The sequence below is a fragment of the Microbacterium sp. P2_F9 genome, from assembly GCF_056403635.1.
Genome location: NZ_JBFUFC010000013.1, coordinates 22,781 through 36,696, shown reverse-complemented (window position 1 = coordinate 36,696; position 13,916 = coordinate 22,781). Strand labels below are relative to the sequence as shown.

Annotated in this window: 10 protein-coding genes; 3 read left to right on the top strand and 7 right to left on the bottom strand. The window is 70.8% G+C overall.

The genetic code is table 11. The annotated features are described in order from the left end of the window. Both AC1DVT_RS02735 and AC1DVT_RS02730 read left to right on the top strand, forming a co-directional pair. A partial coding sequence (locus AC1DVT_RS02735) for an HNH endonuclease signature motif containing protein (protein WP_477386315.1) occupies positions 1–756 on the top strand: 756 nt, incomplete at its 5' end. Positions 757–991: 235 nt separating this feature from the next. Next, positions 992–2,029: a tocopherol cyclase family protein gene (locus tag AC1DVT_RS02730; protein ID WP_477386314.1), complete on the top strand. Its 1,038-nt coding sequence runs from the start codon at positions 992–994 to the stop codon at positions 2,027–2,029. A 161-nt stretch (positions 2,030–2,190) separates the two neighbouring features. On the opposite strand, the gene AC1DVT_RS02725 is transcribed toward AC1DVT_RS02730, so the two are convergent. The 5 genes from AC1DVT_RS02725 to AC1DVT_RS02705 all read right to left on the bottom strand — a co-directional run bounded on the left by AC1DVT_RS02725 (position 2,191) and on the right by AC1DVT_RS02705 (position 10,684). Next, on the bottom strand, positions 2,191–3,561 hold the full coding sequence (locus AC1DVT_RS02725) for a permease prefix domain 1-containing protein (RefSeq protein ID WP_477386312.1): 1,371 nt from the start codon (positions 3,559–3,561) through the stop codon (positions 2,191–2,193). Beyond that, positions 3,558–3,926 carry a PadR family transcriptional regulator gene (locus AC1DVT_RS02720; RefSeq protein WP_457098862.1) on the bottom strand — a complete coding sequence of 123 codons (369 nt, stop codon included), beginning with the start codon at positions 3,924–3,926 and terminating at the stop codon, positions 3,558–3,560. Before AC1DVT_RS02720 ends, AC1DVT_RS02725 begins: the two co-directional genes overlap by 4 nt. A gap of 65 nt (positions 3,927–3,991) precedes the next feature. Then, entirely contained in the window at positions 3,992–4,921 is a 930-nt protein-coding gene (locus AC1DVT_RS02715) for a transglutaminase family protein (RefSeq protein WP_477386310.1), read from the bottom strand. A 1-nt stretch (position 4,922) separates the two neighbouring features. Continuing rightward, positions 4,923–7,421, bottom strand: coding sequence for a circularly permuted type 2 ATP-grasp protein (locus tag AC1DVT_RS02710; RefSeq protein ID WP_477386308.1), 2,499 nt, complete (start codon positions 7,419–7,421; stop codon positions 4,923–4,925). Then, positions 7,418–10,684 carry a transglutaminase family protein gene (locus AC1DVT_RS02705; RefSeq protein ID WP_477386306.1) on the bottom strand — a complete coding sequence of 1,089 codons (3,267 nt, stop codon included), beginning with the start codon at positions 10,682–10,684 and terminating at the stop codon, positions 7,418–7,420. Before AC1DVT_RS02705 ends, AC1DVT_RS02710 begins: the two co-directional genes overlap by 4 nt. A 112-nt stretch (positions 10,685–10,796) precedes the next feature. Between AC1DVT_RS02705 and AC1DVT_RS02700 the strand changes: the two genes are divergently transcribed. Continuing rightward, positions 10,797–12,155, top strand: a complete 1,359-nt coding sequence (locus AC1DVT_RS02700) for a pyridoxal phosphate-dependent decarboxylase family protein (protein ID WP_477386319.1) — start codon at positions 10,797–10,799, stop codon at positions 12,153–12,155. Positions 12,156–12,169: 14 nt separating this feature from the next. Here AC1DVT_RS02700 and AC1DVT_RS02695 read toward each other — a convergent pair whose 3' ends face one another. Then, positions 12,170–12,718, bottom strand: a complete 549-nt coding sequence (locus AC1DVT_RS02695) for a YbaK/EbsC family protein (protein WP_477386305.1) — start codon at positions 12,716–12,718, stop codon at positions 12,170–12,172. Between the two features lie 75 nt (positions 12,719–12,793). Then, positions 12,794–13,828 (bottom strand): agmatine deiminase family protein, encoded by a 1,035-nt coding sequence (locus AC1DVT_RS02690; protein WP_477386317.1) that lies wholly within the window; start codon positions 13,826–13,828, stop codon positions 12,794–12,796. Positions 13,829–13,916: the final 88 nt, after the last annotated feature.

The following is a 13,916-nucleotide window of genomic DNA, read 5'->3' as shown; positions in this document are numbered from 1 at the left end:
GTCTTCGACGACCTGGGTGGCACGTGGCTGCAGACCATCCTCGACAGCGCACTCCGTCCCCGGCGCGGTGGCCCACGGTTCGTCGATCCGACGGAGAAGTCCCGCGCCGAGGAGCTCGTGGCCGATCCGCGCACGAACGATCAGCTTGCGTATGACCTGTTCCTCGATGTGATGCGCGCAGGAGCGCTCGCCGACCCTGCGATGGTCTTCGGGACGAAGCAGGCAGGCGTGCGGGTGCTCGTCACGGAGGCAGCGCGTGCGTCGGAGGCGAACGGCCGGGCTGCGGTGGGGCTGACCGAAGACGACCAGACCGCCGTGCCGGCGTGGCTGATCGCACAGCAGGCCTGCGAGGTCGGCACTATCGAGTGCACGATCGATCGGGACGGCAATCCGCTCTACCTAGGACGAGAGCAGCGCCTGTTCTCCGCGAAACAGCGCCTGACCCTCGCGATCCGCGACGGCGGATGCCGATGGCGCGGGTGCGATCGACCGCCCTCGTATTGCGAAGCACATCATCTCGACCCCTATGCCGAGGGCGGGTGCACCGACGTCGACCGTGGGATTCTGCTGTGTCGCTATCACCACATGGCGCTGCATCACGGCGGCTGGCGGATCACCCGCACCGGACTCGGCGAGTTCGTCCTGCATCCGCCGGAAGGGCAGGGCGACCCGATCATCTTGACTGCGCGCCTCCCGCTCAGATACGCCTGGGCGGATGTCGATCCACCCCGGCTCCGATTTCGGCGCGCGGCATGACTCGACGGCACGAACTTCAACGACGTCTCGAACGACGAGATCGCGCAGACCAAGCTGCTGAACATCCGCCCCCGTGCGATCCACGGCTTCCGCAACCCAGTCGCCATGATGGCGATAGCAATCACCGGTGTTGCTCTAGAAACTTGAGACCGCCAGCGGCGATGCAGCCACTTGCGTCACCTCTGCGCGCGGGTTATCCACACCGGTCCGCCCGAGGTCGCCCTAGGGTGGGCCCATGCGAACCCCGGCCGACTTCCTGCGGGGAGTGAAGCATCCGGAGGCGTTCCACGGTCGCGGCGTCGGCAGCGGCTTCTTCGAAGGCTGGTACATCAAGCTCGTCAGCGCGGACCGCGCACAGCGCTGGGCGGTCATCCCGGGCGTCTTCCGCGGCCTCGCGACGGGCGACGACGGCGGCGGCACCCGCGACGAGGCGTTCGTGCAGGTGCTCGACGGGCTCACCGGGCGGTCCTGGTATCACCGGTTCCCCGCCGAGGCGCTGGTGGCCTCCGACGACGGGTTCGACGTGCGGATCGCCGGTAACTGCTTCGCGCCGGATGGCGTGACCCTGGACCTGCCCCAGCTGCGCGGACGCATCGACTACACGAGCCCCCTTGAGCCATGGCCGGTGACGGTGCGCGAGCCCGGCATCATGGGCTGGTACGGCCTGGTGCCTTTCATGGAGTGCTTCCACGGCATCGTGTCGTTCGGCCACGGCCTCGCCGGCACGCTCGAGGTCGAGGGTGCGGCGACCTCGTTCGACGGCGGCCGCGGATACATCGAGAAGGACTGGGGCAAGGCCTTCCCCGCCGGCTACGTCTGGCTCGCGAGCAACCACATCGACACTTCGACGGGGCTCAGTGCACGTGCGACGGGCGACGGGACGGATGCCTCGCTCATCGCGTCGGTCGCCATCATCCCGTGGCTCGGCGGTTCGTTCCGGGGCTCGATCATCGGGTTCCGCCACGGCGGGCGCCTGCACAAGTGGACGACCTACAACCGCTCGAAGGAGCGCCGGCTGATCATCGACGACACCCACGTGCGCTGGACGGTCGATGGGCCGGACGGGGTGCTCGAACTCGACGCCGAGCGGGTGCGCGGCGGGCTGCTGCACGCCCCGCTGCGGACGGCGATGCACCAGCGGGTCGAGGAGACCCTCGACGCCCGCGTCGCCTTCCGGCACCTCGACCATGACGGCACGGTGCTGCTCGAGGGCACGGCCGAATGCGCCGGCCTCGAGGTCTACGGCGACACCGACCGGCTCCTCGCGATCTGAGGTCGGGCGGCACAGCCGGTCCCTGAGCTTGTCGAAGGGCCGCCCGGACGCTTCGGGCCGGTCCCTGAGCTTGTCGAAGGGCCGCCGGACGCTTCGACAAGCTCAGCGACCGGGGTTAGCTCAGCGACCGGGCTTGCGCTCAGCGACCGGACTCGCCGCCGTTACGCGAAGCCGAACACCGGCGGGAAGACCACCACCACGACCGCTGCCCACACGAGGTACACCGGGATATACGACGTCTGCCAGCGCTCGAGCGTCGAATACCGGGTGCGGCGCCGCAGGAACCGGAAGTGCAGCCAGGCCGCGCCTGCCAGGTTGGCGAGCAGGATGAGGTTCAGCCCGAGCGAGGCGAGCTTGTTCGCGCTCGCGCCGAACTCGCCGATCCGGCTGATCATCGCGACGAGCACGATGACGTCGATCACGAGCGCCAGGAGCACCATCACCAGCTGCAGTCCGTCGAACCAGGAGGGCGCGGCATCCCGATCCCGTGCCGAGAGCGAGTACAGCAGCAGCCCGAGCACGACGATGAGCACGACGTCGAAGATCACCATGAGATCGCCCGACCCGAACATCTCCACGTCGGAGGCCGCAGCGATCCCGCCTTGGAGGATGCCCGCGACGATCAGCACGAGCAGCAGCAGCGTGAACAGCGGAGTGAACACCCTCGTGAGCACCGGCGCGATGTTCTCGATGACGCTCTGCTTCGCCTCGACCAGCCAGGCGGCGACCACGACCGCGCCGGCGACCCCGCAGGGGATCAGCCAGTTCTCGACGAACGGCTGCGCGTCGAGGCCGATCGCGCCGAAGACGCCGATCGTGAGGGCGGCGAGCACTCCACCGCCGAGCGCGATGAGGGCGAGGTAGACCACCCACTCGCCGGTGAAGCGCACGAAGTCCATCCGCGCGGTGGCGGAGCGCCACAGTCCGTTCACGTAGGCGATGCCCGTGACGATCCACAGCACGACCACGGAGTGGATGACGGCGAGCGGGAGCGTCATCCCGTCCTCCGCGAACGGGTATGCGTTGAGGATGACGGCGATGCCGACGAACGGCACCGCGACCGCGGCGATGGTGCCGATCCCCGCCCGCCGGCGGACGAGGAAGAACGCCGCCAGGTACATCAGCACGAGCACGGGAGCAGTGCGCACCGTGAACGCACCCGTGGGATCCAGTCCGAGCAGGGCGGGCAGCTTGATCGTCACGGCCGCGGCGACCGCGAGCGAGATCGCGAGGATCAGACCGTTCGCGCCCGCCCGGGCGGCCGCCGGTTCGCCGACGACGAGCTGCTTCCACAGCCGCTCGGAGTGCTCGCGCGCGAATTCGCGGGACACCGCGTCGAGCGCACCCATCCGCTTGACCGCGACGAGGAACGCCTCGTCGGCGGAGAGTCCGGATGCCTCGAGAGAGTCGATCTGGTCGCGCAGGTGTCCCTCGAGCTCATCGGCATCCGTCGGCGTCATCGCGCTGCCCTGGGTGAGGTACGAGCGCCAGGTGGAGATCTGGGTCTCGGTCTCTTCGGTCGGAGCCATCATGCGCCTCCCCACGCGAGCTGCCGGTTGGTGGGGCCGTCCGGCCCGCTCCACACCCGGCTCAGGGCCTCACTCACGACGGCCCACTGCTGGCGCTGCTCGGCGGCTGCCGCCGATCCGCTGGCGCTGAGGCGGTAGTGCTTGCGTGGGCGCCCGGTCGGCGATGCCCCCCAGGTCGCCTCGACGTGCCCGAGCCGCTCGAGACGGTGCAGCAGCGGATACAGCATCCCGTCGCTCCACTCGAGCTGGCCTTCGGAGAGCTCGCCCACGCGCCGCAGGATGGCGTAGCCATAGGACTCGCCCTCGGCGAGGATGCCGAGCACGAGGGGTGTCGCGGCGGCCGCGACGAGGTCTTTGCCGATGTGCATTGTTCACTCCCGTATACCTAGAGGTGTTAGGTACATAGAGCTACAAGGTAACACCGGCGTGCCCGCTACGGAAGTTCAGCGCCTCCCGGGGCTTCGGACGGGCCGCCGGCCGGGGCATCCGCCAGCGGCGCGACATCGACTGCCACGCGCAGCGTCGACTTCTTCGCCTTCGTGAAGATCACGCCCTTGACCGGCGAGACATCGCCGTAGTCGCGTCCCCACGCCACCGTCACGTAGCGCTCGCCCGCCCACTGGTTGTTCGTCGGGTCGATGGCGAGCCAGTCGGGCGAACCTGGCATCCAGACCGCGAGCCACGCGTGCGAGGCATCCGCCCCGACGACACGTTCGGTGCCGGCGGTCGTCCGCGTCGCGAGGTAGCCGCTGACATAGCGGGCCGCGAGGCCGTGGCTGCGCAGGCAGGCGAGCGCGAAGTGCGCGAAGTCCTGGCACACGCCTGCCCGCTTGCGCAGCACCTCCGCGACCGAGCTGGTCACCGTCGTCGCGGTGCTGTCGTAGTCGAAGTCGGCGTGGATCCGGTGCATGAGGTCGGTGACCGCTTCGCCGATCGGTCGGCCCGGGGTCAGAGACACCGCGGCGTACGCGGCGACGCCGTCGGCGTGGGCTGCCCGCGGCGACTCGAGCGCGAATTCGACGGCGGCCCAGGCATCCGTCACCTCCGCGTGCAGCAGCGGCCGCGCGTTCTCCCAGGGGGTGGCGAGGGCGTCCTCGTCGTACCGAGGAGGCACCACCGTCACCTCGGTGGTCGCGGTGATGACGAGCTGCTTGTGCGGCTCGGTCACCTGGAAGTAGGTGACCGCATTGCCGTGCACATCGCCGTCGCGATTGAGGTCGGCGGGTGCCGGCTCGACCGTGACGGAGTGGGTGGCCACCTCCTGCCACGGCAGCTCGCGGGGCGACAGGTGGTAGATGCCACGGCTGTCCTTGACCGGCGAGCTGTACGTGTACGCCGTGCGATGCGAGACGAGATAGCGCATGTCAGCCCACCAGCTCGATGAGCGACAGCGACGTGAGCGGCTGGGGCGGCGGTCCGCTCGCGAAGTGCAGGTCGGCGATCGCGATCGCGAGCCGGGGGAGCTGCTCGGCGAACTCCTCGAGGAAGCGCTCCAGCCGCGGACGACGGGCACCGGATGCCGCGGCCAGCGCCGCGACGTCGGCATTCTCGAGTGCGGTCTCGAGGTGCTCGAGGATGCGCTCCGGCCGGGTCGAACCGGTCGAGGACGGCATCGCCGCGAGGTGCCCACGCAGTTCACGGAACGCGAACGCGAAGGAACGGGGGTTGTCGAGGTCCCGCAGGAGCAGCTCGAGCGCGCCTGCGGTGCGGACGTTGCCGCGGTAGCGGCGCCGGAACGTGACCGAGCTCTCCGCCGACTTGAGCACGCCCTCCCAGATCACCCGGTCGAGGGCGACGCCGTGCCGGGTGGCGGTCGTGGCCTGCAGCAGCGCGCACAGCTGCATCGTGCGCTCCAGGTAACGGCCGGCTTCGATCATGTGCCAGCCGGGGTCGCGGATCATGCTCGCGGTCACGCCCTGCAGCGAGAGGATCGCGGTGAGCATGCGACCTGCCGACTCGGCGACCACATGGGAGCGCGGTGAGGTGCGCAGGGCGCGGGCGGCGCGGTCGGTGTGGGCGAAGACGCGCCAGGTGTCGCTGGAGAGCTGGTCGCGGACGCCCTCCAGCGCGTCGCGCAGCCGCTCCAGGGCGTGCGCGGCCGAGCCCGGCCGGGCGGCGTCTAGGAGGAGCGATCGCAGCTCCTGCTCTGGGTCGGTGTAGCGCGTTCCGGCGAGGCGGTGGAGAGCTGACATCAGCACCCTCGTCGTGACGCCGTGATCGGCATCCGTCACCGACCTGATGTCGAACTCCGCGTCGACCGTGAGCAGGAGTCGCAGGAGGTCCTCGGCGCGTTCCGCGTAGCGTCCGGCCCAGAACATGTCCTCGAGCGCGCGCGGGGTGAGCGCGGGGATCGTGGGGGTGAAGTCGAGCGGAGCGACCTCGACGAGGCCCTGATCGGGGTCGTCGGCGGTGCCCTTGAGCACCCAGACATCCTTGGTGACGGGGCCGAGGGATCCGTCCTGGACGGTCGCGAGACCGCCGATCAGCGGCCGGTAGGCGGAGCGGAAGCGCAGGGTGAACGCGCGCAGCACGAGAGCGCGGGCATCCGCGCCATCCCCGTCGCTCCAGACCGGCGCCTGCGAAAGGGGCAGCCGGTCCTGGCCGACGAATCGGTGCGGCGCCGCGAGGATCTTGGCGCGCAGTTCGGCGGCGCTGAGGCCGGCCAGCGTAGAGCGCGGCTCGTCGATCGGGCGCACCATGAAGCGCTCCGGGTCTTCGGTGAGGCGCTTGAGCACAACCTGACGGCCGGCGGGATCGCCGCACCACCAGGTGGGCAGCGACTCCAGGCGCAGGCGCTCGCCGAGCAGGCGCTCGCAGATCGCCGGCATGTACGGCAGCAGCGCCGGGTTCTCCAGCACCCCGGCACCGAGGCCGTTGACGAGCCGCACCCGGCCGCGTCGCACGGCCTGCGTCAGGCCCGCCACGCCGAGCCGCGACCCGCCGCGCAGTTCGAGGGGGTCGCACCAGTCGGCGTCGACGCGGCGCAGGATCACATCGACCCGCTCTGTGGGGGTCGCCTTGGGCCCGCCGGGCGGCTTGATCCAGACCCAGCCGTCGCGCACCGTGAGGTCGCTGCCCTGCACGAGCGGGAAGCCTAGGGTGTTCGCGAGGAACGCCTGGTCGAACGCGGTCTCGGAGTGCGTTCCGGGGGAAAGCACCACCACGCGCGGCTCTTCGATCCCCTCATGGGCCGAGTTGAGCAGAGCCGAGCGCAGGGCCGCGAAATACGGGTCCATCCGGTGCAGGTCGCTCTCCTGGTACAGCTCGGGAAGCACCTGCGAGATCACCCGACGGTTCTCCATCGCAAACCCGAGGCCCGATGGGGCCTGCACGCGATCCGCGAGCACGCGCCACTCGCCCGCGGCGTCGCGTCCGAGATCGGTGGCCGACAGCAGGAGCGGGCGCGCGTCGTGCGCGCTCGGGCGGGCAACCGGGCGGAGGTACCCGGAGTGGCCGTAGATCAGCGCCGAGGGCAGCACCCCGTCGCGGAGCACGTCCTGGTCGCCGTACAGATCGGCGAGCAGAGCGTTGAGCAGCTCCGCACGCTGGGCGAGCCCCACCTCGAGCTGCGTCCAGGTCGGCGCGTCGAGCACGAGCGGCACCGGGTCGAGCAGCCAGGGCTGGGCGTCGCCGCCGCGCGGCACATAGGTGACGCCGTCGTCCGCCAGGAACCGCGAGATCTCGCCGCCCACCCGGCGCAGCTCGCGCGGGGTGAGGGCGAGCGCCGGCGCGGCCATCGCCTTCCAGGCCGGACGGAAGGAGCCGTCCGGAGCCACGACCTCGTCGTAGCGGATGAGGTCGTCGGGGCCGAGCGGCAGAGTGGGCTGCGCGAGCGCCGTCGCGTAGTCGCGGAGCACGGTCACGTCGTGGGAACCCTTCGCAGGTCGAGGGTGTGCGGGTAGTCGGGGTTCTCGGCGCGGCGCGCGGCTTCGCGGAGGGCCGCGACATCCACTCGTCCCGGCGTGTGCCCGTGTCGTTCGAACCGGCTCGCGCGGCGGGCCTCGGCCTCGTTCGCGTTCACGGGAGGGCGCTCGTACGTCCGGCCGCCGGGATGCACGACGTGGTACGTGGCACCGCCCAGGCTCGCGCCGGCTTCCGCGTCGATCACGTCGAAGGTGAGCGGTGCGTGGATCGGGATCGTCGGGTGCAGCGCGGAGTGCGGCTGCCACGCGCGGTAGCGGACGCCGGCGTAGTACTCGCCGTGACGGCCCGTCGAGGTGAGCGGCACGGGCACCTGGTTGCAGGTGACCAGGTGCTTGTGCGGATCGAGGCCGCGCACGGCGACCTGCACGCGCTCGACCGACGAGTCGACGTAGCGTGCCGTGCCTCCCGTGCGCGCCTCCTCGCCGAGCACGTTCCACGGCTCGATCGCGGCGCGCAGCTCGAGCTCGATCAGGGCACCGGAGGGCGTGGTGATCTCGGTCATCCCGATGCGCGGGAACCGGAACTCGCTGAACGCATCGAGCCAGGTCTCCTCGAACGGAATGCCGTGCGCCCGCAGGTCGGCGACGACCTCGGCGATGTCACGGATGGTGCCGGCCGGCAGCAGGAAGTCGTCGTGGAGCCGCGTGCCCCACCGCACCAGCGGTGCCACCACTGGTCGCTCGGCGAACATGGCGACGAGGCTGCGGACGAGCAGCGCCTGCACGAGGGCGAGTTCCGGATGCGGTGGCATCTCGAAGCCGCGCAGCTCGAGCAGGCCGAGCCGGCCACGGCTCCCGTCCGGGCTGTACAGCTTGTCGATGCAGAACTCGGCGCGGTGCGTGTTGCCGGTGAGGTCGGTCAGCAGGTGCCGGAACGACCGGTCCACGACCCACGGGAGCAGGCTGCCGCCCTCGGCCGCGGCGGTCAGTCGCCGCACCTCTTCGAGCGCGATCTCCATCTCGTAGACGGCCTCGGGCCGGCCCTCGTCGAAGCGCGGCGCCTGGCTTGTCGGGCCGATGAACCGGCCCGAGAACAGATAGGAGAGGCTCGGATGCCGCTGCCAGTACGTGACGAAACTCGCGAGCAGCTCGGGGCGGCGCAGGAGCGGGGATTCGACTGGCTGCCGGCCGCCGAGGGTCAGGTGGTTCCCGCCGCCGGTGCCCTGGTGGGTGCCGTCGAGGTCGAACTTCTCGGTGGTGAGACGGATGGCGCGCGCGTGCTCGTACAGCGCGAACGTGAGGTCGCGCTGCTCCGCCCACGACGACGTTGGCTGCACGTTCACCTCGATCACCCCGGGGTCAGGAGTGACCGACAGCTGGGTGAGCCGCGCGTCCGGCGGCGGGCCGTAGCCCTCGAGCACGAGCTTCTGCCCGGTGTCGACCGCGGCCAGTTCGATGACATGGAGCAGATCCGCGTAGCCCTCGAGCTCCTGCGTCGGCGGCAGGAAGACGAAGACGTGCCCGTCGCGCTCCTCGATCGTGAGAGCCGTGGGGGGAGCGCCGTCCGGGCTGACCACTGTGACGTTCGGAACGCCGGGGTGAAGCGGCGGGCCGGCCTCGAAGTACGACGGCTCACCGGGCCACTCCGGGTCCTCCCATGAGATCGAGTCCAGGGGCAGGCGAAAGCCGATGGCGCTCGTGCCGGGGGCAAGCACGAGGCGTCCGCGGCGGAACCGCCAGGCCGGGCTCGTCCAGTCGCCGTCGGTCGTGAGAGGAAGCACCCAGCCGGCGGGCGTCGTCTCCGCGCCGTCGAGCTCGGCGACGGCCGCGGCGTTCGCGGCTTCCTCGGGTCGCGGTCCCTCCGGCTTGCGCACCTCGGCGGCGAGCTCGGCGAGCGGATCCTCGTAGGCGGGGACGAGCTGCCCGACGGGGAGTCCGAGGATGGCGGTCACCCGGCGGGCGAGCTGCTCGGCGCCGTCGACGGCGCCGGGATCGGCCGCCGTGTCCCATGGATCCGCGAAGAGCTCCGGATGCTGCCACAGCGGCACCCCGTCGGTGCGCCACTGCAGCGAGATGTTCCAGCGGGGGAGCGGCTCGCCCGGATACCACTTGCCCTGACCGCGGTGCATGACTCCGCCGCCCGCGTAGTGGGCGCGGAGGCGCTCGGCGAGCGCGCTGGCGAGCTCGCGCTTCTCGGGACCGTCGGCGGCAGTGTTCCACTGTCGGCTCGTGGCGTCGTCGAGCGCGACGAACGTCGGCTCGCCGCCGAACGTGAGCGGCAGCTCGAGCGTGTTCAGCCGCTCGTCGATCGCACCGCCGAGTGCGTCGATGCGGGACCACTGCTGCGCGGTGTAGGGCTTCGTCGTCCGCGGGTCCTCGTGGATGCGGCGCACTTCGTTGCGGAAGCCGAAGGTGACCAGGGTCGGTTCGGTGGTCCCCGTGATCGGGGCGGCGCTGCTCGGGTGCGGGGTCGCGCTCAGCGGAATGTGGCCTTCGCCCGCGAACAGGGCGCTCGTCGGGTCGAGGCCGATCCAGCCGGCGCCGGGGATGAACACCTCGGTCCAGGCGTGCAGGTCGGTGAAATCCACCGCGGTGCCGCTCGGTCCATCCAAGGAGGGCCGGTCCGGCGCGAGCTGAACGAGGTAGCCCGACACGAACCTGGCCGCGAGACCGTGCTGGCGCAGCAGGCTGACCAGCAGCCACGCGCTGTCGCGGCAGGAGCCGATGCGGCGGTTGAGGGTCTGATCKGGGGTCTGCACGCCGTGCTCCATGCGCACGTCGTAGGCGATGTCGCGGTAGACGGCCGTGTTGAGATCGGCGAGGAACGAGACGGTCGGCACGCCGCCCGCGGGAAGGTTGGGACGCCGCGCCTTCCAATCCGCCGCCAGATCGCTGTCGGCGACGCGGCGGAGGTAGGGCGCGAGGTCGGCCTTCAGCGCAGGCTCGTACTCGAACGGGAACCGCTCGGCGTACGCCTCGATGAAGAAGTCGAGCGGGTTGATCACCATCATGTCGGCGACGAGACCGACGGTGAGCGAGAGGCGGCTGACCTTTTCGGGGAAGACGAGCCGCGCCGCCCAGTTGCCGAACGGGTCCTGCTGCCAGTTGACGAAGTGCTCGCGCGGGCTGACCTCGAGGGAGTAGGCCTCGATGGGGGTCCGGGAGTGCGGCGCGGGGCGCAGGCGCACCAGGTGCGGGTTCACGGTCACCGGTCGGGCGAACTCGTAGGTGGTCTGATGCTCGAGCGCGACCTTTATGGACATAGCCTCAACCTTGCCCTACCGCTGTTGCGGTGCGGTTACGGCCACCCTACCGAGACAATGGAGTCCGACCCCTCGGGAGGAACCAGTGACCGCTTCACCCTCACCCGCGCAGATGCACGCGCTGTCGGAGCAGACGCGCAGCACCGTGGACGACATCCTCGACTATGCGCGCCGGCGCGCACTGTACGAGGACGTGCCGCTGGACAAGCCGCTCACCCCGCGCGATCTGTCTCGGCTGGCCTCCGGCTCGATCACCGCCGACGGCATCGGCGCTCGCCGGGCTACGGCGCTGTTCGAGAACGTGCTGGCCCCGGCGTGCCTGTCCACCGACCACCCCGGCTATCTCGCCTTCATCCCGTCGGCCCCGACGAAGGCCGCTGCGGCCTTCGACCTCATCGTGTCGGCATCCTCCGTCTACGGCGGATCGTGGATGGAGGGCTCCGGGGCGGTCTTCGCCGAGAACGAGGTGCTGCACTGGCTGGCCGCCGAGTTCGGGCTGCCGCAGGGGGCCGGGGGCGTGTTCGTGCAGGGTGGCACGATCGGTAACCTGTCCGCACTGGTCGCGGCACGCGACACCGCCCGCCGGCAGGCGCGGGAGGCCGGCCGGCCGGCTCCGGAGCGGTGGCTTGTGGTGTGCAGCGCGGAAGCGCACTCGTCGATCGCCTCGGCGGCGGCGGTGATGGATGTCGACACCCTGCCGATCCCGGTCGGTGCGGACGGTCGCCTGCACGGCGACGCGGTGGCGACGGCGCTCGACGAGCACGGCGACGCCGTGTTCGCGGTGGTCGCGACCGGCGGCACGACGAACTTCGGGATCGTGGACGACATCGCCTCCATCGCCGAGGTCACGCGCACCCGCGGCGTCTGGCTGCATGTGGACGGCGCCTATGGCCTCGCCGCGATGCTCGTGGAGCGGATGCGGCCCGCGTTCGCGGGGGTTGAGCACGCCGACTCGGTGATCGTCGACCCGCACAAGTGGCTGTTCGCGCCGTTCGACGCGTGCGCGCTCATCTACCGCGATCCATCGCAGGGCCAGCGGGCGCACACACAGCACGCCGAGTATCTCGACACGCTGACCGAGTCGGCCGACTGGAACCCCTCGGATCTCGCCATCCAGCTCACCCGCCGGGCGCGGGGGCTGCCGCTGTGGTTTTCACTCGCCACGCACGGCACCGACCAGTACCGGGCGACCATCGAGTACGGCATCGATCTCGCCCAGCGCATCGCGGACGACATCTCGGCGCGCGAAGGGCTGTCGCTCGTGCGCGATCCGCAGCTCTCGGTGGTCGTGTTCCGCCGGGACGGCTGGACGATGGCCGACTACCAGGCCTGGTCGGACAGGCTTCTCGACGACCAGCTCGCGTTCGTCGTGCCGAGCTCCCACGCCGGGGAGCCCGTCCTTCGCTTCGCGATCATCAGCCCGTTGACGACGTTCGAGCTCGTGAGCGGCATCCTCGACACCCTCGCCTGAGGGGGTCGTCCAGGTCAGCTTGAGGGGATCTCGCGGCCGAGGTCGTCGATGACCTGGGCTCCGGGGAGCGCCGCGAGGACGCCTCCCGGCAGCGACAGCTTCGCCCCGCGGATGCCGGCACCCACGATTGCGGACGGCAGCGCCGCGACCCGCGCATCGATGAGCAGGGCCCAGTCGTCGGGCAGGCCGATCGGCGTGATACCGCCGTACTCCATGCCGGTGAGCGCGACCGCGTCGTCCATCGGCGCGAAGCTCGCCCGCCGCGCGCCGAGCAGCCGCCGCACGGTGCCGTTGACGTCGAGGCGGGTGGTGGCGAGCACCATGCACGCGGCGTAGGTCGTCGCCTCACCCCGGGTGCCGGCGACGACGATGCAGTTCGCGCTCTCGTCGAGCTCGACGCCGTATGCCTCGCAGAACGCGGCAGTGTCGGCGAGCGTCGCGTCGATCGGGGTGACCCGCACGTGGCCGGACAACATGGCGTCGAGCCGCGCGAGCCGGTCGTGCACGGGCGCCGCGAGCAGGTCGGGACGGCTCAGCGCGGGGGAGAAGTCGAGGTCAGGCACCGGTCGACTCTATTCGGCCGCCCGGCGCACCCCATGCCCAGCCGCGGGCGAAGCGAGACGAAACGCCTCGGACGATCAGGTGGTCACCGTCGGCTGCTGCTGGGTGATGCAGTGGATGCCGCCGCCCCGCGCGAAGATGGGCCGCGCGTCGACGGTCACCACGCGCCGACCGGGGTAGGCCTCGGCGAGGATGCTGCGGGCCGCGGCATCCGCTCGCTCCTCATCGAAGCCGCACGCGATCACGCCGCCGTTGACGACGAGGTGGTTGACGTAGCTCCAGTCCACGAAGCCCTCGTGGTCGCGGAGCGTCTCGGGGGCGGGGAGATCGACGATGTCGAACCTGCGGGCGGCAGCGTCGGTCTGCTCGGCGAGCAGCTCGCGCAGCTCGTGGGTGACGGCGTGATCGGGATGGGACGGGTCGTGCTGGGCGTGCAGCAGGAGCCGCCCGGGCGACGGGATCGTCGCGACGATGTCGATGTGGCCGTTCGTGCCGAATTCGTCGTAGTCACGCGTGAGGCCGCGCGGCAGCCAGATCGCGGTGGTCGAGCCGATCGTGCGGGCGAGCTCCGCCTCGACACGCGCCTTGTCTGCGTACGGGTTGCGGCGGTGGTCGAGCTGCACCGTCTCGGTCAGCAGCACGGTGCCTTCACCGTCGACATGGATGCCGCCGCCCTCGTTCACGAGCACCGAGCTGACCAGCTCAGACCCGACGAGGGCGCTGACGACGCGGGCGATCTCGGCCGACTTGCGCCACTCCGACCACGCCGGATCGCCCCAGCCGTTGAACGTCCAGTCCACGGCGCCGAGCACGCCGGGACGCTCGTCGTCGAGCACGAAGGTGGGACCGAAGTCGCGCATCCAGAACTCATCCAACGGGGCCTCGATGAGCTCGATCTCGCTGCCCAGCATGCGGCGTGCTCGCGCCCGCTCGGTCGGATCGACCACCATCGTGAGTGCCTCGAACTCCGCGACGGCGTGCGCCACCGCTGTCCACGCCGCGTAGCACTCCTCGGCCGCTGCGGCCGTGTCGCCGAKGGTCGGCCCCTCTCGGGGGAACGCCATCCAGGTGCGATCGTGCGGCGCGGTCTCCGTGGGCATTCGCCAGGCCATCGATGTCCTCTCATCCAAGATCGAGGCTAGCGACCGGGGCGCACCTCACGGGAGGGGTCAGTGACGACGGATGCGGCATCCGCCCTTC

Bases quoted from the DNA above. Each gene is read 5' to 3' on its own strand.
- AC1DVT_RS02730 (WP_477386314.1), top strand. From the start codon at position 992: ATGCGAACCCCGGCCGACTTCCTGCGGGGAGTGAAGCATCCGGAGGCG.
- AC1DVT_RS02700 (WP_477386319.1), top strand. From the start codon at position 10,797: ATGCACGCGCTGTCGGAGCAGACGCGCAGCACCGTGGACGACATCCTC.
- AC1DVT_RS02725 (WP_477386312.1), bottom strand. From the start codon at position 3,561: ATGATGGCTCCGACCGAAGAGACCGAGACCCAGATCTCCACCTGGCGC.
- AC1DVT_RS02720 (WP_457098862.1), bottom strand. From the start codon at position 3,926: ATGCACATCGGCAAAGACCTCGTCGCGGCCGCCGCGACACCCCTCGTG.
- AC1DVT_RS02715 (WP_477386310.1), bottom strand. From the start codon at position 4,921: ATGCGCTATCTCGTCTCGCATCGCACGGCGTACACGTACAGCTCGCCG.